General features: G+C 71.5%; 18 protein-coding genes and 1 riboswitch. Of the genes, 2 read left to right on the top strand and 16 right to left on the bottom strand.

Translation table 11 applies throughout. From position 1 onward, the window contains the following. Positions 1–31: 31 nt before the first annotated feature. The 8 genes from AQI95_RS12365 to AQI95_RS12330 form a co-directional block, all read right to left on the bottom strand. The gene (locus AQI95_RS12365; protein WP_067121344.1) at positions 32–781 is read right to left on the bottom strand and encodes a LysM peptidoglycan-binding domain-containing protein; all 750 of its coding nucleotides are present in this window, start codon (positions 779–781) and stop codon (positions 32–34) included. Positions 782–785: 4 nt separating this feature from the next. Then, positions 786–959: riboswitch (cyclic di-AMP (ydaO/yuaA leader) on the bottom strand. Between the two features lie 182 nt (positions 960–1,141). After that, a complete protein-coding gene (locus AQI95_RS12360; protein ID WP_067121342.1) occupies positions 1,142–2,308 on the bottom strand; it encodes a LysM peptidoglycan-binding domain-containing protein in 1,167 nt (388 codons plus the stop codon). A gap of 182 nt (positions 2,309–2,490) precedes the next feature. Next, complete coding sequence (locus AQI95_RS12355) at positions 2,491–3,783, bottom strand: cytochrome P450 family protein (protein WP_067121340.1); 1,293 nt, start codon at positions 3,781–3,783, stop codon at positions 2,491–2,493. A gap of 137 nt (positions 3,784–3,920) precedes the next feature. After that, the gene (locus AQI95_RS12350) at positions 3,921–4,922 is read right to left on the bottom strand and encodes a nucleoside triphosphate pyrophosphohydrolase (protein WP_067121611.1); all 1,002 of its coding nucleotides are present in this window, start codon (positions 4,920–4,922) and stop codon (positions 3,921–3,923) included. A 158-nt stretch (positions 4,923–5,080) separates the two neighbouring features. After that, complete coding sequence (locus AQI95_RS12345; protein ID WP_067121338.1) at positions 5,081–5,737, bottom strand: SurA N-terminal domain-containing protein; 657 nt, start codon at positions 5,735–5,737, stop codon at positions 5,081–5,083. Between the two features lie 155 nt (positions 5,738–5,892). Beyond that, on the bottom strand, positions 5,893–6,720 hold the full coding sequence (locus AQI95_RS12340; RefSeq protein ID WP_067121336.1) for a glycoside hydrolase domain-containing protein: 828 nt from the start codon (positions 6,718–6,720) through the stop codon (positions 5,893–5,895). An 83-nt stretch (positions 6,721–6,803) separates the two neighbouring features. After that, positions 6,804–8,294: a serine/threonine-protein kinase gene (locus tag AQI95_RS12335; protein ID WP_279617004.1), complete on the bottom strand. Its 1,491-nt coding sequence runs from the start codon at positions 8,292–8,294 to the stop codon at positions 6,804–6,806. A gap of 38 nt (positions 8,295–8,332) precedes the next feature. After that, the gene (locus AQI95_RS12330; protein WP_067121332.1) at positions 8,333–8,962 is read right to left on the bottom strand and encodes a hypothetical protein; all 630 of its coding nucleotides are present in this window, start codon (positions 8,960–8,962) and stop codon (positions 8,333–8,335) included. 118 nt (positions 8,963–9,080) lie between these two features. On the opposite strand from AQI95_RS12330, the gene AQI95_RS49815 reads away from it, so the two are divergent. Then, on the top strand, positions 9,081–9,215 hold the full coding sequence (locus tag AQI95_RS49815; protein ID WP_279617002.1) for a hypothetical protein: 135 nt from the start codon (positions 9,081–9,083) through the stop codon (positions 9,213–9,215). 216 nt (positions 9,216–9,431) lie between these two features. On the opposite strand, the gene AQI95_RS12325 is transcribed toward AQI95_RS49815, so the two are convergent. From AQI95_RS12325 to AQI95_RS12300, 6 genes are all read right to left on the bottom strand, one after another. After that, on the bottom strand, positions 9,432–10,358 hold the full coding sequence (locus tag AQI95_RS12325; protein WP_244188714.1) for a recombinase family protein: 927 nt from the start codon (positions 10,356–10,358) through the stop codon (positions 9,432–9,434). A 196-nt stretch (positions 10,359–10,554) separates the two neighbouring features. Beyond that, positions 10,555–11,421 carry an AraC family transcriptional regulator gene (locus AQI95_RS12320; protein ID WP_067121330.1) on the bottom strand — a complete coding sequence of 289 codons (867 nt, stop codon included), beginning with the start codon at positions 11,419–11,421 and terminating at the stop codon, positions 10,555–10,557. A gap of 55 nt (positions 11,422–11,476) precedes the next feature. Next, entirely contained in the window at positions 11,477–12,289 is an 813-nt protein-coding gene (locus AQI95_RS12315) for a phytanoyl-CoA dioxygenase family protein (protein ID WP_067121328.1), read from the bottom strand. A 264-nt stretch (positions 12,290–12,553) separates the two neighbouring features. Beyond that, positions 12,554–15,670, bottom strand: a complete 3,117-nt coding sequence (locus AQI95_RS12310) for a Tn3 family transposase (RefSeq protein WP_067121326.1) — start codon at positions 15,668–15,670, stop codon at positions 12,554–12,556. A gap of 94 nt (positions 15,671–15,764) precedes the next feature. Then, positions 15,765–16,487 carry a GNAT family N-acetyltransferase gene (locus AQI95_RS12305; RefSeq protein WP_208614147.1) on the bottom strand — a complete coding sequence of 241 codons (723 nt, stop codon included), beginning with the start codon at positions 16,485–16,487 and terminating at the stop codon, positions 15,765–15,767. A 119-nt stretch (positions 16,488–16,606) separates the two neighbouring features. Beyond that, complete coding sequence (locus AQI95_RS12300) at positions 16,607–17,323, bottom strand: HNH endonuclease family protein (RefSeq protein WP_067121322.1); 717 nt, start codon at positions 17,321–17,323, stop codon at positions 16,607–16,609. A gap of 263 nt (positions 17,324–17,586) precedes the next feature. Between AQI95_RS12300 and AQI95_RS12295 the strand changes: the two genes are divergently transcribed. Continuing rightward, complete coding sequence (locus AQI95_RS12295; protein ID WP_067121320.1) at positions 17,587–18,348, top strand: SDR family NAD(P)-dependent oxidoreductase; 762 nt, start codon at positions 17,587–17,589, stop codon at positions 18,346–18,348. A gap of 12 nt (positions 18,349–18,360) precedes the next feature. On the opposite strand, the gene AQI95_RS12290 is transcribed toward AQI95_RS12295, so the two are convergent. Then, positions 18,361–18,720: a MerR family transcriptional regulator gene (locus AQI95_RS12290; protein WP_067121318.1), complete on the bottom strand. Its 360-nt coding sequence runs from the start codon at positions 18,718–18,720 to the stop codon at positions 18,361–18,363. A 31-nt stretch (positions 18,721–18,751) separates the two neighbouring features. Continuing rightward, positions 18,752–22,309, bottom strand: a complete 3,558-nt coding sequence (gene mfd / locus AQI95_RS12285; RefSeq protein ID WP_067121316.1) for a transcription-repair coupling factor — start codon at positions 22,307–22,309, stop codon at positions 18,752–18,754. Between the last annotated feature and the right edge of the window lie 186 nt (positions 22,310–22,495).

The raw sequence follows: 22,495 nt of genomic DNA, 5'->3' as shown, positions 1-22,495 counted from the left end.
AGGGCACTGTGGGCCCGTGGGGAGCCAGGTGTCACTTCAGGTGCAGCTGCTGGCCCGGGAAGATGAGGTCGGCGTTCTCGACGATGTCCTTGTTCAGCTCGAACAGCTTCTGCCAGCCGCCGGCGACGTGGTGCTTCTCGGCGATGGAGCTGAGGGTGTCGCCCTTGACGACCTTGTACTCGCCGTCGCCCTTCTTGACCTTCTTGCCGGTCGGGGTGGTGACGGTCTTGCTCGCCTTCGGGGCCGTGCGCTCGACGGAGCGGGTGGCGGCCTGCTGGTCGGCGGAGCGCGTGGTGGTGCTGCCCGCGGAGGTGCTCTTCGAGGAGGAGCTGCCGGACGTGCTGCCGCTGCTCGCGGAGCCGCTGTTCGAGGAGCCGGTGCCGGCGCTCGGGGCGGAGCCGTTGTAGGCGGCGGAGGACAGGCCCGTGCCGCAGACCGGCCAGGCGCCCTTGCCCTGCGCGGCGAGGACCTTCTCGGCGACGGCGATCTGCTGCGCCTTGGTGGCCTGGTTGGCGGTCGAGGCGTAGGCGGTGCCGCCGTACGCGGCCCAGGTGGAGGCGGAGAACTGCAGACCGCCGTAGTAGCCGTTGCCGGTGTTGATGGACCAGTTGCCGCCCGACTCGCACTGGGCGACCGCGTCCCACTCGGAGGCGGTGGCGGCGGAGGCGTTGCCGGCCGCCATCAGCGGGGCGGCGACGGCGGCACCGGTGACACCGGCGAGCGCCACGACGCGGACGGCCTTGGACGGACGACGGTGCTTGCCCTTGCCGGAAAACAGCATGGATCGATCCCCTCACCGACGCCTGCGAGGTGAGCTGTCGGGTTCGGGCCGGTTGAGTTGCCCGGCCGCGCTCTCGCTCTCGCGAGGCGCGGCTTCACCCCTAGCCGGCACCGGCGTCAACCGCCGGGCCTGGCACTTACCTTGGGTCCCCCGCTCCTGCCTACGGCGCTTGACGCGACGACTGTTCCCGGGCGGCCGCTGGCAGGATTCGGCGTTGCGGTTGCCGGGGCTCGTGGTGACGAGCGGTCCTGACCGTAGACAGGTGATCGACGGAATTTCAAAGACGATCAGGGCTTCTGAGACTCATCCCACACTTTCACCAAACCGGACATTAGGTTTCAAGTGGGGCGCCAACTCCCGCTACTTGTCGCCCTTTTCGCCCCCGACTTTCAGGGTCTGACCGGCGGTGATGTGGTTCGGGTCGGCGCCGATGACCTTCTTGTTGCCGTCGTAGAGCGCATGCCATCCGCCATGGACGCCGAGGGAGTCGGCGATGGCGACGAGGGTGTCGCCCTCGCGGACGATGTAGATGCCCCGCGCTTGGTCGGCGTGACGTCCGGACGCCTCGGCGTCCTGACCGTTTGCTGCGCTTTCGTCCGCACTTTCGCCACGGTGACGTCCGCCACTGCCGAGCGTGCCGGTGTCGACGAGGCTCCAAGAACCGGCCGCCTGCCGGGAATTGTCCGACTCGTCGACCCCAGGGGTCTCCGTGGGGGCGGTGTCGCCCCCCTGTCGGCTTCCGCCTCCGGCCGGGTCGGGCTTGTCGGTCTTGTCCGACTTGGGAGTGGCGGTGCCGGTGCCGGTCGCCCCTCCGGTCGCCTTCGGGTCCTTGGTGGCACCCTCGCTCGCACCCGGGCCCGGCGTGCCGGTCGCGTGGGACGAGGAGGAGCCGGAGGAGTCCGAACCGGAAGCGTCCGAGCCGGAAGCGTCCGAGCCGGAGCCGGAGTTGGAGCCGGAGTCGCCATCCGCGCCGGCGCGGGAACCGGAGTCGGGACCGGAGCCGGAGTCGGAACCGGACGAGGACGAATCCGACAGACCGGACGAGTCGGAGTCGTCGGCCGAGCCGGATCCGTCGTTCGAGCGGCCGGAGTCGCCGGAGCGGTCGGAGTCGCCGGAGCCGCCGACGCCGGTGTCCACGTCGACCGAACCGGAGTGGGAGGTCAGACCGGCGGTCAGGGCGCAGGTGGCCCACGGCTTGGTGCCCTGGTCGGCGAGGATCCTCTCGGCGACGGCTATCTGCTGGGACCGGCTGGCCTGGTCGGCGCTCTCGGCGTACCGCGTGCCGCCGTAGGTGTCCCAGTCGTCCTGCGAGATCTGCAGGCCGCCGTAGTAGCCGTTCCCGCCGTCCGCGCTCCAGGAACCGCCGCTCTCGCACTCGGCGACCTTGTCCCAGGTGGTGCCGTCGGCCGCGTGGGCGCTCGCGGCGCCGAGCAGGGGGATGGCGATGGCGGAGCCGGTCACTCCGGCCGCGACGAGGAGGGCCGGAGCCTGACGGGGGCGACGGTGACGACCGTTCCCGGAGAGCATACGGAAGCCTTTCGTGCGACAGCAGAACCGGCGTGGCGAACGGATACCCCTCGCCACACTGATGGGTGAACGTATCGGCAGACGATCACTTGTCACAAGTTAATGCCGCACAGATCACGTGAAGATCACAGAGTTGAACCATTGTCGTTCTTGTGCTCGTACGGCGTTCGAGGCGTCCTTCTTCAGACGGCCGCGGTGAACTCCACAGGCAGGGTGCGCAGGCCCCGCATGATGAGCCCGCCGCGCCAGCGCAACTCGGCCGGATCGACGGCGAGCCGCAGGTCGGGCAGGCGGGTGAGCAGCGTGGCGAGCGCGGTCTGGCCCTCCAGCCGGGCGAGCGGCGCGCCCAGGCAGTAGTGGATGCCGTGGCCGTAGCCCAGATGCTGGTTGTCGCGGCGGGCGAGGTCCAGCACGTCCGGGTCGGCGAACCGCTCCGGATCCCGGTCCGCCGCCGCGAGCACCACGAGCACCGGATCCCCCGGTGCGATGTCCTGCCCGCCGAGGGTGATCGGCTCGGTGGCGAACCGCCAGGTGGCCAGCTCCACCGGGCCGTCGTAGCGCAGGAGTTCCTCCACCCCGGTCTCCAGCAGGTCCCGTGCCCCGCCGGCCAGGGACCGCTGGAGCCGTTCGCGCTGCTCGGGGTGGGTGAGCAGGGCGTAGGTGCCGTTGCCGATGAGGTTGACGGTCGTCTCGAAGCCCGCGAACAGGAGGATGAACGCCATCGCGGCGGCCTCGTTCTCGGTGAGGTGCTCGCCGTGGTCGGAGGCGCGGATGAGGCCCGAGATCAGGTCCTCGCCGGGCACGGGCTCGGCGGGCAGCGCCTCGCGCTTCTTGTGGATCAGCTCGGCGAGGTAGCCCCGCATCTTCTTGACGGAGCGCGCCACACCGCCGCGCGGCCCGCCGCCGTGCCGGATCATCATGCCCGCCCAGTCCCGGAAGTCGTCCTGGTCCTCGCGCGGGACGCCGAGCATGTCGCAGATGGCGTAGATGGGCAGCGGGAAGGCGAACTCGTGGATGAGGTCGGCCGAGCCCCGAGCCGCGAACCGGTCGATGAGCTGGTCGGTCAGCTCCTGCACGCGGGCCGCGAACTCGGCGACCCGGCGCGGGGTGAACGCCTTGCTGACCAGCCGGCGCAGCCGGGTGTGGTCCGGCGGGTCGATGTTCAGGAGATGGGTCATCAGCTCGGCCTTGCGCTCGCCAGGGATGCCGGTCCTGCCCCTGGCGTGCGCGGGCTCGTCGTGATGCGCGGGGTTCTTGCTCAGCCGCTGGTCGGCGAGGGCCGGCTTGGCGTCCGCGTACCGGGTGACCAGCCATGCCTCGACCCCGCTGGGCAACCGCGTCCGGTGCACCGGCGCGTGCTCGCGCAGCCAGGCGTAGGCCGGGTAGGGGTCGGTGGCGAACTCCCAGGTGAAGAGGTCGGGAGCGGAGTCCGCGGCGGAGTCGGCGGCGGTCGGGGGATGGTGCTGGTCGGTCACCCCCCGACGGTATCCGGCGGCACCGGCTCCCTCTTCTCCGGCGCCTGGTCCCGTGCCGCCCGCCTGCTGCGGCGCCGCTCCCGCACGCCGGCCGCCCGCTCCGGTGCACTGCTGCGCATGTCCTGCGTCTCCTGGGCCTACTCCGGCGTCGAGTCCTGCGCGGCCTCCGCCTGGCGTATCGCGTCCCGGTACACCCGGGCCGCGGCTCTCAGTGCGGTCTCCGGGTCGACACCGGCCGCCTCGGCGCGGACCGCCAGGGCGAGCAGTTCGTAGCCGATGTCCTCGCCTCGCGGCAGGGGGACGTCCAGGCCCGCCGTGCGGGCGCGGGAGGCGAGCTTGGCGGCGAGGGCCAGGCCGGGCTGGCCGACCGGGACGCCGTCCGTGACCGAGGTGCGCCGCTTCTCCTCGGCCTTGGTGCGCAGCCAGTGCTCCTTGACGTCCTCCGGTGTCTCGGCCTCCTCCTCGCCGAAGACATGCGGGTGACGGTGGACGAGCTTGGCGACGATGCCGCCCGCCACGTCGTCGATGGAGAACGGCGCGTCCGGGTGCTCCTCGGCGATCCGGGAGTGGAAGACGACCTGCAGCAGGACGTCGCCCAGCTCTTCGCGCAGCTCCTCGCGGTCGCCGGCCTCGATCGCCTCGACCAGTTCGTAGGCCTCCTCGATGCCGTACTTGGCGAGACCCTCGTGGGTCTGCCGGGAGGACCAGGGGCATTCGGCGCGGATGCGGTCCATGACCTGCACGAGGTCCAGGAGACGGGCGCCGGGCAGGTCGTAGGAGGCCGGCAGCAGCTCCAGCGCCGGCATCGCGAAGCGGCCGGAGCCGGCCAGCCGGGCCAGCCCGTCGGTGAGCGCGGGCTCTCCCTCACCCGTGGCCACGACCACCACCGTCCGCCCGCCGGCGCATGCGTCCATCAGCTCCTGCGCGGTGGGGGACGCCTCCTTCACCACTGTCCCGGCCTCGCGCAGATACGGCAGCTGCGGATGCGCTCCGTCGGCGCACAGCACGGCGTCGGCGGAGCGCAGCACCTGCCAGGCGGGCCAGGACAGCAGGCCGGGGGCGACGCGGTGGCTGGTGGTGAGCAGGACGATGCGACCGGGGTCGGCGGCGGTGGCGAGGTCGGAGCTGGATGCGTTCACGATCCGAACGTAACCCACGGCGCGAGGGGACGGATTCAGTTGTCCACAGGCCGGGGAGAGTCATGTGATCGTACGACCGGAGCCTGCTCGGTCATACACCGAGAGGCTTGCTCGCACGCCCGCTCGGTCACGCACCGGGACGTCCGCCCTCACACGCGTCAGGCCGTCGCCGGCTGTCCGCCCGCCGTGCCCGCCGTGACCTCCCGCACCCAGGGCGTCTTGGCGTCCACCCGGCTGCTCTTCTGCACGTCCCAGGAGCCGTAGCGCGGGTTGAGGTCGACGTGGAGCTCCTGGGAGGCCTTGGACAGCGCCTTCCAGAAGGCGGGCTGGCTGGTGTCGGTGCCGAGCTTGCCGGCCAGCTTCTGCGCCTCCAGCTGGAGCTGGAGGTTCTCGTCGAGGTGGGCGGGGGCGATGCCGTACTTCTGCAGCCAGGCCGTCTCCAGCCCCTTGGCGCCGCCGGCCTGCTGCTCCAGGCCCGCACGCATCTGCTGGACCTCCTTGCGGGTGACCGTGACGCCCGCGTCCTGCGCGGCGCGGTGCAGCACCCGGTCGAGGACCATGTTGTGCAGGGTGTCGCGGGTGAGGCTGCTGGTGGAGGAGAGGACCTGCGCGTACTGGGTCTCGTCCGGCACCGCGGCCCGCTGGGCCGAGCGGATCTCGTCGACCCGGCCCTCCAGCTGGGCGACGGTGATCCGGTGGCCTCCGACGACGGCCGCGGCGCCCGGGTGCGCACCGTTTCCGCAGGCGGTCAGCAAGGGTGCCGCGGCGGCGATCGCGGCGGTGAGGACGAGCGCGGTGCGACGGCGGCGGTGCAAGGGAACCTCCAAGGGGAGATTGTGCGACGGTGCACAAAGTCTTGCGGTGATCGATGGTAGGCAGTGGGGAGGCCGGGGCCAACCCATTCGACCAACGATTCGCGCGCGCTTCGGGCACCGTCGCGCTCTTGAAGGTCCCCGGTCCGGGTGCCGGGTCAGCCGGTGACGGCCACCGGCGCGTCCCACGCGTCCCGGTCGACGGTGAGGGTGACCCCGCCGTGCGTCTCCTTGCTGTTGACCATGTACTGATGGGCGCGGCTGTGGGGCGTGTACTGGCCGGCTCCCCACGGCCAGTCCGCGGTCGTGGTGTTCTGCTTGTCCCACAGCGCGTACCAGAGGTTGCCCGGCAGGTCCGTCCTGTCCTTGGCCGTGGCGACGGCCTTGGCGCTGGAGCTGCTGAAGCCGTAGTAGCCGCTCCGGTACGTCTTCGCCCGCAGCCCCTTGTCGAAGGCGCGCACGTACGTCAGCACGGCGTCGTTGCACGCCTTGTCCGTGATGTCGTACGCCTCCATGTCGAGGTAGATCGGGCTGCCCGCCTTCATGCCGAGCGCGGAGGCCTTGGCCACGGCGTCGACGGCGTCCTTGGCGCCCAGGGAGGCGGCCGTGGACGACGTCAGCTTCTCCGGGCTGGAGCCGGACTGGCAGGGCGGCTGGGCACCGACGTAGATCGGGATGAGCTTCCAGCCGAGGGAGCTGACCGACTTCACCCAGGAGGCGGTGAGGTTGGGCTGCGCGCAGCCTCGGTTCTTGCCGCCCACATAGACGGCGGCGGCGCCGTAGAAGCCGGTGTGCCAGGCCTTCATCGCCGAGAGCGAGGGCGCGGTGCAGGTGTCGAACGCCCGGCCGGTGAAGGTCTTCTGGGCCGGCCACGTGGTGGCGGCCATGGAGGTCTGGGCGGCGATCCCGGCCCCGGCGACGACGGCGGCACCGGTCACCGCCCACGTGATGTGTCTGCGCTTCTTCGACTGCCGATGGCCTGCCATGAATCCCACCCCTGCTGTAGGTCTGCGGTTCGTCCGATGTCGCGCGAGGGGAACTGACAGGAACCTCCCGGGCGACGGCAAATCTAACCGCGCACCTGTCCGAGCCATTGCAGGGTGCGCCGGATCTCCAGGGCCATGGGATGCCCGGGGCCGCGCAGCCGCTCCACGTCCATCAGCAGCCGGGCGAGGGTGTCGTGCGCGGACGGCCGGTCGCCGACGGCGAGCAGCAGATGGCCGATGCGCCGGCGGACCTCGTGGGCGAGCTGCGGGTCGCCGGAGACGTACTGGTTCTCGTAGTACGGCAGCAGCGCGCGGTACTCGGCGAGCGCCGCGGCCGGGTCGCCCAGCTGCTCCAGGCACTGCGCGGACTCGTAGCGGTAGCGCAGGGACTGCGGGTCGGCCTGGCCGGCCTCGGCGGCGCGTTCGTCGGCGAGACGGCGCAGTTCGGGCAGCGCGCGCCGGTACTGGCCGTCGTCCATGAGCGTGGCCGCGTACTGCTTGCGCAGGGTGCGCACGACCGGGGAGTGCTCGCCGTGCTGTTCCGCGGCGGCGGGCAGGATCGCGCCCAGGATGTCCACGGCCTGGGTGATGCGCCCCTCCCCCAGCAGGCGCTTGACCTCGTCCACGGCCGCGGCGACATCGGGCTTCTCGGCCACGGGCGGCGGCGCGACGGGGGCGGGCTGGGGCGCGGGGGTCCGCGCGCGGTCGGGCCATGGGGCGTGCGGGCGCAGGAAGGGGCGCGCGGGGTCCAATGGCGCCCCTGTGGGCGTCCCGCGCGCGGGCAGGAGCAGCGCCAGGTCCTCGTACACCTCCTGCGCGGAGGCCGGCCGGTGCTGGGGGTCCTTGGCGAGCAGCCGCAGCACCAGTCGCTCCAGCGCCTCGGGAACCTCGGGGCGGATCCGGCGCACCGGCACCGGAGGCTCGTACAGATGCCGGTGCAGCACGCCGAGCGCCGTGGAGCCCGCGAACGGCACGTCGCCGCTGAGCAGTTCGTGCATCAGCACACCGAGCGCGTACAGGTCGGTGTACGGGCCGACCGCGCCGCCCATCGCCTGCTCCGGCGCCATGTAGGCGGGCGAGCCGATCGGGGAGCCGGTGTGGGTCAGGCGGGTGGTGTCGGTGTCCATCACCGAGGCCACGCCCAGGTCGAGCACGGTGACCGTGCCGTCCTGCTTCACCATCACGTTGCGCGGCTTGAGGTCGCGGTGGACGATCGGCACGGCGTGCACGGCGCTGAGCACGGCGCACAGTTGCGCGGCCACCGCGACCGTCCACGGCCAGGGGTACGGATCGTGCTCGGCGAGATGGTCCGACAGGTCGGCGCCGTCGACGTACTGCATGACGAGGAACAGTTCCTCGCCCTCGCTGCCCGCGTCGTGCACGGTCACCAGACCGGGGTGATCCACCTGCGCGGTCACCCGGCACTCGCGCATGAAGCGGCGGCGCAGTTCGTCCGCGTCCTGGCCCGCCACCTTGTCGGGGCGCAGCAGCTTCACCGCCACGCGCCGGTCCAGTCGCCGGTCGTACGCCGTCCACACCTGGCCCATGCCGCCCTGGCCGATGAGCGTGGACAGTTCGTAGCGGCCGGCGACGACACGTCCTGTCGCCACGGTCACCTTCCGCTCTCGTGGCTGTCGTGCCGGCCGTCGTGCTTGCGCAGGTAGTCGCTCAACTCGTCCAGTTCGGCGCGCACCTGCTCGATGTGGCTGGGCGCCGGGCGCTGCGGCGGCGGAGTGGTCAGCGGCGGCCGGGGCACGGGCGTGTGCGGCATCGGCGGCGGGGTGTGCGAGCCGACCGCCATGGTCGGCGGCGTCGGGACGGTCGCCGCGGTGTACGGGTTCACGGGCCCGGGGTAGGCGTACCCGCCCTGTGCCGCGCGCTGGGCCGCGTACGCCTGCTGCCGCTGCAGGAAGTGGCGGATGTCCGCGGCGAGGTAGTACGCGATCGTGGCCACGAGCGTGAAGAGCAGCAGGAACAGGCCGAAGTAGCCGGCCGAGGTGTGGATCTCGTCGCCGGGTTCACCGGCCAGCAGCGTGATGCTGAGGATGTCGGCGGCCAGCACCGCGACGAACAGGCCCCAGTCCAGCGACCGGCGGGTGACGATCGCCAGCCGCAGCATCATCGCCCAGGTCAGGAAGCCGATGCTGAACAACGCGATCGCCACGAACAGCACACGCAGCAGAACCAGCCATGCGGTGTGCGGCGGCTGCTTCACCGGCTGTCCGTAGCCGTGGCCTTGCATGGCTGCTCCTGATGCCTGATGTGGGCGTGCGTGTACGCCCGGCGCTCCGGAGGGCGGACGACGCCGGTCGTGCGATTGTCGCTTCGAGCATATGACCCGACACGGACAAGCGTCCCGGTTGTACCGAACCGTTGTCCGGCCCGCGTCGGTGTTCACCGTGCCGTCCACGGCAGGCAGCGACGACGGCGCCGCCTGGGCCCAGAAGACCGCGACGCGGATCCCGGACTCCCCGGCGGGCCGGAAGACCGGCTGATCCGCGCGGACCGCCCGCGTCGTACGACGGTCGTCCGGTCACAGCGGGTGCCGCATCCACACATTGGGCTCGACGTAGACGGCGTACCCGCGCTCCGGTTCCGGCCTCGGGGAACATCGGTACAGCCGTTGGCGCTGAGAACGATCATGGGGTAGCGCCGAGGTAGGCCCAAAAGCCGCCAGTACTTGATCTTGGCGGGTGTGGTGCTCGGTCCGCTCAGTGCAGGCTGGCAGCCGGGAGGGCGTTGACGCGGTTCTCGTACTCGCGGCGGGCCTTGCGCTGGGCCGGGACCGCCGCGGTGCCGTCGAGGGGCTGGCAGCGGTCGAGGAGTTGGCGGTGGATCGCGGGCACGGCAATGAGGCGAAGGGTGTAACCCTGGCCGCGCCGTACGGTCACGCCCTGGTCGAGCGTGGCTCGCTCGGCGGGCTCCAGCTCGGCGGCGCGGAGGAAGTCGGCGACCTTGCCCGGCATGTCGAGAACGACCGGCAGTTCCGGGGCCGGGGCGCCCGGGTCGGCGGCCGTGTACTCGGGCAGGAGGTCCGCGACGGCGGTGCGGATGGCGCCGCGGCTGACGCCGTGGTCGCGGGCGAGCGCGGCGATGGAGCGGCCTTCCAGGTACACGATGCGCACGTCGTCGGTCTTGTCGGCCGGGATGGCGGGGCGGCGCCCGCCCTTGTTGCCCTTGGCCTCGGCGGCCCGCAGCCCGTCGTATGTCAGCTCCCGCTGTAGATCCCGCTGGAGTTCGCCAGCGGCGGCGAGGGTTTGCACCATGAACTTCACGGTGGACAGCAGCTCGCCGGTGCGCGGGTGTCGGGCGGTGAGGTCCATCGCGGAGAACGCGCCGTCGTGGATGCGCAGGGCGAGGCGGTCGCGGTGCAGGACATCGAGCACGTCGAGAATGTGGCCCGTGCCCCGTACGAGGCGGAACATCTCGGAGATGTACACGGTGTCGCCCGGCCGCGCGTAGACGAGGAGATCGCCGAACTTCGGGCGCTCAAGGGGGTGGAGGCGGCTGGAGGTGCCGGCCTCCTCTTCAAAGACGACCGGGTCCTCGATCCCGGCCTCGTCCAGGACGAGGTTCTGACGGTCGGTCGACTGCTGGTCGGTCGACACCCGCTTGTAGACCAGATTGGCCATGTTCATCCTCGTTCCTGTCGGCGCATCGGACCTGACCGGTCATCAAACCCTGTCGTCAGCCGTCATCGGATCCGATTGGATTCGCGCCGCCGTGGAGCCCCGAAAAGTCCGGGTTCATTGGACGTGCGCGGCGCCTGTCGTCATTCGATCGTTTGCCGACAGGCGGGGACATTGTCGAAGTGCTCGACAGGGTGCCGCTGACTCAGCAGTGCTCAGCCTCCACGGCTAGCCACAGTTCGGCATCGACCTCCGTCTTCTGCGGCGACAGGCGGGTGCGCAGGATCTCAGGGCCGGTGCGGGTGCGGTACGGGTTCGACGGGAACCACTCGGTGAACACGTCCCGCCACAGCTCCTGGATGGCCTGCGGCGCCGGCCCGGAGGTGGTGAAGACCGCCCATGTGCCGGCCGGGACCGCCAACGTAGTCGTGCCCTCAAGAGCGACCGCGGAGGTGATCACGCCGTGGTGGTAGTCGAGGACAGTGCCCTCGGCCCGGCTGGGGTCCATGCCGTCGCAGACCGCTACGATGCCGTGCGGCTCCTGGTCCGACAGCTTCTCCAGGCGCTCCAGCGTCTGCGGATCGATCCCACGGACAAAGTCCATGATCGCCTGGTTTGGCCCCGCATGCACCAGCGGTACCCGGGTCTTGAGCCCGACGACGGTGAAGTCCGCCTTGTCCACAACGCGGTATCGCATACTGCTGCTCCCCTCAACGGTGAGGCGGAAGGCCATCCGGGACTGGGAGGTGAGTGCGGCGCCGGTACGCCGGGCCTCGCCGGGGCCGATGCCGTGCATGGCACGGAACGCTCGCGCGAACGCCTCGCCGGAGCCGTAGCCGTAGCGCACAGCGATCTCCAGCAACGTCTCACGTCCCGCGAGTACCTCGGCGCCCGCGAGGGTGAGCCGGCGGCGCCGAACGTACTCCAGCAGGGGCATTCCTGCGAGCGCGGAGAACATCCGGCGCAGGTGGTGCTCCGAGGTGGCGGCAATGCGTGCCAGTTCCTTCACGTCAAGGTCCTGGTCGAGATGCCCCTCGATGTGCTCCAAGGCCTGGTTCAGCCGCTCCAGCATGCGGCCTCCTTTCCCTTCTCACGACCACCTTGCCAGCGATGGTCGTGAAGCACGTCTATCGGGCGCTGCGGTCGGTGCCGTCTCCGTCCGGACCGGGAGTGTCCTGCCCCAGACCCCGGCGGATCGCAATCTCCACGGGTGAGTACACGCCGTCGGCCCGCTCCAGTTCGTACGGCGCCGCCGGCATCAGCGGCGGCTGCGCCATAAAGCGTGGCCGCACCCCATGGTGCGGTTGCGCCGCGTGCACCAGGAACGGATGACACAGGAAGACGTCGCCCGGGGACCCGGTCGCAAGGGCGAGTGGCCGGTGGTCGGACGCCGCCACCAGATCGGGCGCGAGGGTCAGCCCGCTCGCCCCGTCCTCCCCGTACTTCTCCAACACCTTCGGCACGTCAAGGTGCGAGCCGACCCGGATCCGGGTCGGGGCGTCCTCCTCACCGACCTCGCTGAACAGGAACAGCATCAGCAGCGCCCGGCCCTGGGAGCGCAAATTGGTGAAGTACCAGCTCTCGCCCTCCGGCAGATAGCTCCCCTCGATGTGCCAGCCCGCGTCGTCCGGCTCCTCCTCGTGCGGAAAGCGCAGCGGGAACGTGCCCAGCGAGTAGCGTGGCTCCCAGCGTCCCGCGCCGACGAGCAGGTCGTACGCGCGATGCAGGGACGGGGAGTTGGGAGCGGCGGCAAACGGTCCCTGAGCCATGCCGCCCACCCAGTGCACGGGCTGCGTCCACGTCGACGGGTCGTCCGGGTCGCAGCCCGTCTCCCCCCACAGCAGCCGTGCACAGTCTGCGGCCACGCGCGGCGCGACGGCGCCCTCCAACTTCACGAAACCGTCGCGGAGGAAACGGGCAACCAAGGTCGTGTCATCCATGCCCCCATCGTGCGGCGATACCTGCCCCGGTCACCCGACATTCTCCGCACCGTCTTTGTCGGGTGATCACCGGAACGCGGTCAGGCGGCGCGCGCCGCCTAGCCGACCTGACCAATCTCAGCGGCACCTTCTTCTGCCGCAACTACTCCCATCCGAACCCGCTGGGGGCAGTCCGCCTGGGAGAAGTGCCAGTTCGCCGGGACAACCGAGTTCCCCGAGGCCCCTTACTCGAAGGCCGAACCGCCGACCTCCGGAAGCGTCGACTCAGTCCTCGCTGCCGTCATCGTCCTCTTCCAGCTCCGGGGCGTCCGGGTCGCGCAGCGGGCGCAGGGCGCCGGCGGCCGGGGTGGAGGCGGTGAAGCTGTAGCGGCCGAGCAGGTTCAGGTTGCGGTGCTTGAGCGGGGAGAGCCGGGCGATGTCCTCGTCGCGGATCTCGTGGCCCCCGGCGCGGAGTTGGGCGACGGCGGCGTCGATGTACTTCGTGTTCCAGAGCACGATGGCGTTGAGGACCAGGCCGAGCGCGCCGAGCTGGTCCTCCATCCCGTCGCGGTATGCCTGGTGGATGGTGCCGCGCTTGCCGTGGCACACGTCGCGGGCGAGCTTGTGGCGGGACTCCTGCACGGTGAGCTGCCGGTTCATCTGCCGCCGGTAGGTGTCGTCCACCGGGTCGACGACCCGCAGCAGGTGCTCGGTCTTGGCGATCCGCCCGTACTCGGCGAACGCCGCCCCGAGCGGGGTCGGGCGGCCGTCGCGGCCGAACATGCGCAGCAGGTCGTAGGCGCGGACCGGGTTGGTGACCAGGGAACCGGCGACCTTCAGCATGTCCGGCCAGTGCGTGATCACCTTGTTCAGGTTCACGCGGTTGCGGGCCAGGTCCTCCACCGCGCCGTAGGTGCCGGTCTCGACGCCGGGCATGGTGGCCCGCCAGAACCGCTGATCGTCCAGGTCGCGGAATCGCGGGCTGAAGTTGTAGCCGAGGATCTTGAACAAGCCGAACACCATGTCCGAGTACGAGGCGTTGTCGGTCGCCACCATCTCCGGCTTCACCCCGCCGTCCAAGTTCAGCAAGGCGTCCAGGATGTGCAGGGAGTCGCGCGGAGTACCGGGCACGACCATCTGCCCAATGCCCGCGACCTGGTCGTTCACGGCGTTGAGCCAGGTGATGCCCCGCTTGAACCCGAAGTACTTCGGCGACGGGGCGGCGTTGATGGTGCGCACCGGCACCGTAAAGCGCAGCCCGTCCACCGAGGCCAGCAGCCCGTCGCCCCAGTAGCGCACGATCGGGATGCCGGCCTGGGCGGCGATCAGCGCGGCGTTCGCCGCGGCGATGGTATCGGCGCGCAGGTTGTACTGGTCGACGTGCACGAGCCGGGCCCGGGTCAGGGCCTCGTAGCCGGGGTTGACCACCGGGGCCAGGCCGATGTTGCACGCCTCGGACACCAGCAGCGCGACCACCGAGGTGGGCAGGTCCTTCATCCGGGTCGTGCCGTCGCCGAGGTGCACGAAGGCGTCGAGGAACCCGGTCCAGGCGTTCACCTCGAACAAAAGGTCCGGCAGGTCGATCTTCGGGAGCATCTTCTCGACCCGCTGACGCAGCCAGGTCAGGGATTTCGGCTCGCCGAGCGCACCAAGCTTGTCGACGTTCAGCTTCACCCGCCCGTCGCCGGCGACCTCGATGGAGACCTTTGCCGCCGGCCCCGCCTCCTCCAGCCGTTCGGCGAGCTGCTTCCATCCGGCGTCCAGGCCCCGCACCAGCTCCGCCAGGTGCTCGGTGACGGGCATGTCCAGGCTCAGGGCCGCCAGGACGTCCTCCTCGACCGCGTCCCAGTCGGGCCCGTCCAGCAGGCGGGCCCGCGGGTTGGACCAGCGGTGCGACGGTGCGGCGAACACGTCGCGGTTGTTCAGGGCCCGGTGCAGCTGCTCCAGCACGCACACCACGTACGCGTCCCGGTCCACCGCGCCCTGCGGCAGATCCGGGTTGGCGTACACCGCCTTGCGCCATGCCGGCGGCACGAGCTTGTCGTCCACCTCGCGCGGCAGCAGCGGCTTGACCCCCACCTTCCGCCGCGCCAGCGCCGGATGATCCCGTACCCCGGCCAGGACCCGCTTCCCGGCGCTCGCCGCATCCAGCGCCTTCGACTCGCCCAGCAGCGACAGAAACGGGCGCACCGTCGCGTACCGGTTCGCGAGCGCGGCCCGCACGGCGATCTCGGCCGAGTTCTCGTCCTCGGGCACCAGGGTCACCACGGTGGCCGCCGCGGTCATCACGGCAGCGCGCGGGGCAACTTCCTCCACGGCTGCCCAGAGCGCGGCCACGTCCAGGTCCGCCTCCTGCTCCTCGACCAGCTCCAGCTCCTCGAACAGCACCTTCGCCGCCCGCGCCAGCACCCATGGCGCCTTCTCCAACTGCGGCAGCGTCGACAGCCGCTCCTTCTCCGTCTTCCGCTTCGCCGTGCTCAGCAGCCGGGTGGCCATCAGGACCTGGAACAGATCCAGGGCCTCGTCGACCGCCTTCGCCTCCAAGTGCCGCATCACCGCGGTGAGCATCGCCGCCCGCTCCAGCAGCGGCGCCTTCGACCCCAGCGCGTACCGGGCCAGAGCCGCCATCCGGTTCGGCGGGATCTGCGACAGCCTCAGCCGACCGAGCCGGTACGCGCCGATCTCGTCCACCCGCTCCAGCGCGCGGGCGAACGCCGTGCCGGTGGTCCGCGTCGGCGGCCGGCGCAGCCGCTCCAGCTCGGAGAACCGCGAGCCCTCCGGCGTCTTCAGCGTCGCCACCAGATCCCCGGGCAGCGCCGGGTCCGCGCGGCGGGCGGCGCCCGCGACGGTGGCGTGCAGCCGCTTGTCCGCGACCTTCCGCACCTCCGACACCTGCCGGGCCGGCACCGACACGCCTGGCAGCAGCACCCGGTTGCGGCGCAGCCAGCCCACCGCGTGGTCGAACAGCGCCTTCGGGCCCTCGGCGTGCGTCCACGCCCGGCCGTGCAGGAACGTACGGAACCGCCGGGACCACTCGGGATCGTCGTACTCGTGGTACTCGTAGGCGTCCCGGATCTCCCACGCGTGCTCGTAGGCCGTCTTCGGCCGCTCGGTGTACCGCTTCACCACCGACGGGTCCTCGATGCCGAGCTGTGCGGCTAGGTGCTCGACCACCGGCCACGGCGCCTCCAGTGGGTCGTCCGGGAGGAATCGGCCGGTGTAGCGCACGGTGCACATCTGGAGCGCGAAGCCGAGCTGGTGGTGCGCAGAGCGCCGCAGCGCGATCAGGTCGCGGTCGACGTCGTCCAGGAAGAAGAACCGCTCCAGCTCGGGGCGGGTCGGCTCCTCGGCGAACTTTCCGTACGCCTCGGCCTGCTCATCAGTCAGAAACTCCACCGGCACGACCGGACCGTAGCCAGACCCGGCACCGCTCCGGCGATCTTTCTTCGAACCCAAGCGGAGCCCTCAGGCGGTGTGCTACCGACCATGATCGTTCTCAGCGCCAACGGCTGTACCGATGTTCCCCGAGGCCGGGTTCGCAGCGGACCGGTACCAGTGCGCCGGGCACCGCGACGTCCTCGGCGGTGTCGAAGGGCAGCCCGGTCCAGCGGCGCCACTCCTCCAGCGAGGCGCCCACGGTCATGGAGGCCGGGGCGATGGAGTCGATGCGGGCACCGGCGCGGGCGTGGACGCGCAGCCACGGATCCTCGGGCAGGCCGTCGGGGCGCATCCGGTGGGCGTACTCGGTGATCGGGGTGTGCGGTTCACGGTGCTTGGCGCTGGGACGCACGGGGGCGACCACCTCGCGAAAGCCACGCGCGCGGGCGGCCTCGCGCATCGCGCGGAGCATGACGGCGGACAGGCCGCGGCCCTGGGCGTGCGGGGCGATGGTGACAGAGATCGCGCTCACCGTGTCGGGGCGGGTGCCGCGGCGCAGGTCGGCGAAGGCCCAGAGCAGGATCTGGTCCCAGCCGCGCGCGGGCAGGGTGCGCCGGCCGTCGACGCCGAGGGCGAAGGGCACGCTGAAGGCGTGGGCGACGATCTCGCCGTGCTCGTCCTCGGCGAAGAGCGCGTGTTCCGGAAGCTCGGTGGGGATGCGGCCGTAGTGGGCGGCGCCCACGGGGTCGTTGGTCACGAACTCGGGCCATGTGTCGCCCATTTCGAACACCGCCGGCAGCCGGTCGGGCCGCTCGGCGACGCTGCTCACCTCGACGTCCATGACGGTCACGGTATGCGGCGCGCATCGCCTGCGTTAAGCGGTTTTCGCCGGCCGGGGCGCGCCCGCCCCGACCGGGCCGAGGAACAGCGGCCGGTCCTCGGCCTTCGGCCGGCCCCGGCTCAGCGGGCGCGGAAGCGCTCCGGCGCCTTGGTCGGGTTGCCGCCCGTGGGGACCTTCTGGTCGGGGCAGCCGGCGAGGACCTTCTTCATGGCGTCCTTCTCGGCGGCGGTGACCCACAGGCCGTACTTCTTCTTCACGGCGACCTGGTGGGCCACATAGGTGCAGCGGTACGCCGTGTTGGGCGGCAGCCAGGTGGCCGCGTCGCCGTCCCCCTTGCCGCGGTTGGTGCTCGCGTCGACGGCGATGAGGTTCAGGGGGTCGTTGGCCAGGGCTATGCGCTTGCTCGCGTCCCAGTACTCGGCGCCCTTCTGCCAGGCGTCGGAGAGGGGGACGACATGGTCGATGTCGACCTGGCTGGCGCCGCGCCGGTAGGTGATGTCCTTGCCGGAGTAGGGGTCGGGTTCGAGCAGGCCGTAGGTGACCTTGCAGGTGCCGCCGGTGAACTTCACGGCCTTCAGATCGCGTTTGAGTATGTCGTCGCGGGTGTCGCAGGAGTTGGAGTCGGTGTCCGCCCATGCGGTCCCGAACCGGGCGCGGGAGTAACCGGTCTTGGGCGCCCGGCCCTTGACGGTCAGCGAGTCGACGGCGGCGAGCACCGCGCCGCCGCCACCTGCCTTGTCGGGACCGGAGGCCCCCTTGGTCTTGTCCGTGTTGCAGCCGGCCACGGCGGCCAGCACGATCGCGGCGGCGACCGCCCCGCCCCTCAGACGCGTCACGGTGCGTCCCCCTCACTCTCCCGCTCGCCCACCCGCCCCGGCCCGTCCTGCGGACACAGGCGGAATCGTTCCGTCCCTTACGGTAACTGCCGCGAGGCCGACTGCAGATGAGGACCAATGCGCCCTTTTCGGGCAACTGGCGGTCGAGTTGGGGCATCCGGTACCGAACAGAGGGAGCACGGCCGACGCCCGTGTGCGCCCGCTCACATCCTGCCGTCCGCACCTTGACCCTGCCGCAGGCGTCAGGGTCCGACGATCCCGGCATGAACGAGATCAACCGCACCCCAGAGCCCCGTACCGTCCTCGTCACCGGCGCCGGCACCGGAATCGGCCGGGCCACCGCGCGCGCGTTCGCCGCCGAGGGCGCTCAGGTCGTCGCCGTCGGCCGCCGGGCGGCACCCCTGGCCGAGACCGCCGACGGACACCCCGGGATCACCCCGCTCCCCGCCGACCTGACCGCCGAGGACGGCCCCGAGACCGTCGTACGGGCCGCGCTGGAGCGGTACGGCCGGATCGACGTGCTCGTCAACAACGCGGCGGTCGTCGGCGCCGAGTCCCTGCGGACCTACACCCGCGCCTCGGTACGGCCGCTGCTGGAGACGAACCTGCTCGCTCCGGTCCTGCTCACCCAGGCCGCGCTGCCCGCACTGGAGCGCAGTCGGGGTGTGGTGGTGAACGTGACGACGGCCGTCGGCCAGCGCGGCTGGCCCGGGAACTCGCTGTACGCGGCCGGAAAGGCGGCTCTGGAGACGCTGACCCGCAGCTGGGCGGTGGAACTGGCGCCGCACGGCATCAGGGCCGTCGCCGTGGCGCCGGGCGCGATCGAGACACCGATCGCCGACCACAGCGGATACACCGCCGAGCAGCGGCGGGCGATCCGCGCATGGCAGCTCGCCCACACCCCGCTCGGCCGGATCGGCCGCCCCGAGGAGGTCGCCTGGGCCATCACCCGACTGGCTTCGCCCGAGGCGTCGTTCGTCACGGGTGTCGTGCTGCCCGTGGACGGCGGGGCGGTCGTCGCCTGAACCGCCCGCTTCTCAGACCGCCTCGGCGTCGGCCTCCCGCAGCGCCGCCGCCAGGCGGTCCCGTATCGCCGTCTGGGCCGCTATGCGGGCCTCCAGGACCGCGAGCCGGTCCCGGGCGACCCGCACCCCCTTCGCGGAGGCGGGGCCGGCGGTGACATCACCGTCCAGGCACGGAAGGAACACCTGTACGTCGTCCAGAGTGAGCCCCGCCTCCAGCAGCCTGCGGATGTTGCGGACGCGGACCGCCGCGGCGGGGTCGTACACGCGATAGCCGTTGGGGGCGCGTTCGGACGTGATCAGACCCGCCTGCTCGTAGTGGCGCAGGGCGCGCGGCGTCGCGTCGGCGGCCTTCGCCAGTTCACCGATCCGCACGCCGAGCGCCCCCCTTCGCCTCTACGGTCTGCTACGACCCCAGGACCGAGGCGAGGAACTCGCCCACCCAGCCCAGCAGTTCACGGCCGACCAGTGGCTTGCCGCCGACCTTGGCGGTCTTCGGGCGCGGGACCAGCAGCTGGTGCGCGGCCGGCTTGATGACCGTGCCCGGGTAGAGCCGCTTGACCCGCAGTTCCTGCGACTCGCGCAACTCCACCGGCGCGAAGCGGATGTTGGTCCCTTGCAGGACGATCTCGCCGACGCCGCACGCGCGCGCGAGCATCCGCAGCCCGGCCACCAGCAGCAGGTTCTCCACCGGCTCGGGCAACTTGCCGTAGCGGTCGGTGAGTTCCTCGCGGACGGCCTTGATGTCCTCCTCGGAGTTCGCGGAGGCGATGGCGCGGTACGCCTGCAGGCGCAGCCGCTCGCCGGGGGCGTAGTCGTGCGGGACGTGCGCGTCGACGGGCAGCTCGATCTTGACCTCGAGTGGCGGCTCCTCCTCGATCTCGCCGGTCTCCAGCTGACGCCGGTAGTCCGCCACGGCCTCGCCGACCATGCGGACGTAAAGGTCGAAGCCGACGCCCGCGATGTGCCCGGACTGCTCGCCGCCGAGCAGGTTTCCGGCGCCGCGGATCTCCAGGTCCTTCATCGCCACGTACATGCCCGCGCCCATCTCGGTGTGCTGGGCGATGGTGGCCAGGCGCTCGTGCGCCGTCTCCGTCAGCGGCTTCTCCGGCGGGTACAGGAAGTACGCGTACCCGCGCTCGCGGCCGCGGCCGACGCGGCCGCGCAGCTGGTGCAGCTGGGACAGGCCGAAGGTGTCGCCGCGCTCCACGATCAGGGTGTTGGCGTTGGAGATGTCGATGCCGGACTCGACGATCGTGGTCGAGACGAGGACGTCGAACTTCTTCTCCCAGAAGTCGACGACGACCTGCTCCAGCGCCGATTCCGACATCTGGCCGTGAGCCGTCGCGATGCGCGCCTCCGGGACGATCTCGCGCAGCCGGGCCGCGGCCCGGTCGATCGACTCGACGCGGTTGTGGATGTAGAAGACCTGGCCCTCGCGCAGCAGTTCGCGGCGGATGGCGGCGCCGATCTGCCTCTCCTCGTACGGCCCGACGAAGGTGAGCACCGGGTGGCGCTCCTCCGGAGGCGTGGTGATCGTGGACATCTCGCGGATGCCGGTGACCGCCATCTCCAGGGTGCGCGGGATCGGGGTCGCGGACATGGTCAGCACGTCGACGTTGGCCCGCAGCTTCTTCAGCTGCTCCTTGTGCTCGACGCCGAAGCGCTGCTCCTCGTCGACGATGACCAGCCCCAGATCCTTGAATCTGGTCTCGGAGGAGAACAGGCGGTGGGTGCCGATCACGACGTCCACCGCGCCGTCCTTCAGGCCCTCCAGGACGGCCTTGGCCTCGGTGTCGGTCTGGAAGCGGGAGAGTGCCTTCACGCTCACCGGGAACTGCGCGTACCGCTCGGAGAACGTGCCGAAGTGCTGCTGCACCAGCAGGGTCGTGGGGACGAGTACGGCGACCTGCTTGCCGTCCTGTACGGCCTTGAAGGCGGCGCGGACCGCGATCTCGGTCTTGCCGTAGCCGACGTCGCCGCAGACCAGGCGGTCCATGGGGACCGACTTCTCCATGTCCTCCTTGACCTCGGCGATGGTGGTGAGCTGGTCCGGGGTCTCGGCGTAGGGGAAGGCGTCCTCCAGCTCGCGCTGCCAGGGCGAGTCGGTGCCGAAGGCGTGGCCGGGGGCGGCCATGCGCGCGCTGTAGAGCTTGATCAGGTCGGCGGCGATCTCCTTGACCGCCTTCTTCGCGCGTGCCTTGGTCTTCGTCCAGTCCGCGCCGCCCAGCCGGTGCAGGGTGGGGGCCTCGCCGCCGACGTACTTGGTGATCTGCTCCAGCTGGTCGGTCGGGATGTACAGCCGGTCGCCGGGCTGGCCGCGCTTGGCGGGGGCGTACTCCACCACCAGGTACTCGCGGGTGGCGCCCTGGACGGTGCGCTGCACCATCTCGATGTAGCGGCCCACGCCGTGCTGTTCGTGGACGATGTAGTCGCCCGCCTCCAGGGAGAGCGGGTCGATGGTCTTGCGGCGGCGGGCCGGCATCCGGGCGCCCTCGCGGCCGGTCGCGCGCTGGCCGGACAGGTCGGTCTCGGTGAGCACGGCGAGCTTGAGCGCCGGGTCGACGAGGCCGTACTCGATCGAGCCGCAGGCGACGTGCACCACCGAGGGGCTCAGCTCGCCGAGGTCGGCGTCGAGGCGGGCGGCGACGCCCTCACCGCCGAGCACCTCGACCGTGCGGGCGGCCGGGCCGTGGCCCTCGGTGACGAACACCGTGCGCCAGCCGTCGGCGAGCCAGCCCTTGGTGTCGGCGAGGGCCCGCGCGGTGTCGCCGCGGTAGGTCTCGGGCGCGTGCATGCCGAGCTTGAGGGTGTCCGCGTCGCCCGCCGCGTCAGCGGCAAATGCGAACGTCTCGTCGGCGGCGAACGGCGAGACCGACCACCACATCATGTCCCGTTCGCGCGCGCGGTCGCGGACGTCGGCGATGGACCACAGGGAGGCGGCGCCGACGTCGATCGGGGCCTCGCCGCCGCCGGCGGTGGCCGCCCAGGAGGCCTGCAGGAACTCCTGGGAGGTGGCCACGAGGTCGGCGGCACGCGTGCGGACCCGCTCGGGGTCGCAGACGACGGCCATCGCACCCTCGGGAAGGACGTCGAGGAGCAGTTCCATGTCGTCGACCAGGACGGGGGCGAGGGACTCCATGCCCTCGACCGCGATGCCCTCGGCGATCTTGTTGAGGAGTTCGCCCAGCTCCGGGTGGTCCTCGGCGAGGGCACGCGCGCGTGCGCGGACGTCCGCGGTGAGCAGCAGCTCGCGGCACGGCGGTGCCCACAGGCCGTGCTCGGCGACTTCGAGGGAGCGCTGGTCGGCGACCTTGAAGTAGCGGATCTCCTCGACGTCGTCGCCCCAGAACTCCACGCGCAGGGGGTGTTCCTCGGTGGGCGGGAAGACGTCCAGGATGCCGCCGCGCACGGCGAACTCGCCGCGCTTCTCGACCAGCTCCACGCGCGCGTAGGCCGCGGCCGCGAGGGCTTCCACGACCTCGTTCAGATCGGCGCTCCGGCCGGTCCTCAGGGACACCGGCTCCAGGTCGCCGAGGCCCTTGACCTGCGGCTGCAGCACGGAACGCACGGGGGCCACGACGACGGAGACCGGGCCGGTCCCGGGGTCGTCCGGGCGGGGGTGGGCGAGGCGGCGCAGGACGGCGAGGCGGCGGCCGACGGTGTCGCTGCGCGGGCTGAGCCGCTCGTGCGGGAGGGTCTCCCAGGAGGGGTACTCCACGACGCCCTCGGCGGGCAGCAGGGAGCGCAGGGCGGCGGCCAGGTCCTCGGCCTCACGGCCCGTCGCCGTGACCGCGAGCACCGGGCGGCCTGCCTCACGGGCGAGGGCGGCGACGGCGAAGGGGCGGGCCGCAGGGGGGCCGACGAGGTCGATGTGCATGCGGTTGCCGTCTGCGGCCGCCGTGATCGCTTCCGCGAGGGCGGGGTCCTTGACGACGGCGTCGAGCAGACCGTGCAGGCTCATGGGGGCTTTCCGTCCGGGGATGGGCAACGCAAGGCGCCCGGCGCGGTGAGCAGCCGGGGGGTGTCCAGCCTACGACGCTCACGCCGTTGCCGTCGGGCCTGTGGACAACCCCGGGACGCACGTGGCGGACGACGGCGGAGAACCCGGTGCCGGGAAGTCCCCCAAGACTTCCCGGCACCGGGTCTT

Origin of the sequence: Streptomyces yokosukanensis, assembly GCF_001514035.1 — a bacterium.
In the GTDB taxonomy this organism is placed as follows: Bacteria; Actinomycetota; Actinomycetes; order Streptomycetales; family Streptomycetaceae; genus Streptomyces; species Streptomyces yokosukanensis.
Note: the sequence above shows the minus strand (reverse complement) of the source record. Positions and strands in the feature narration are given on the sequence as shown.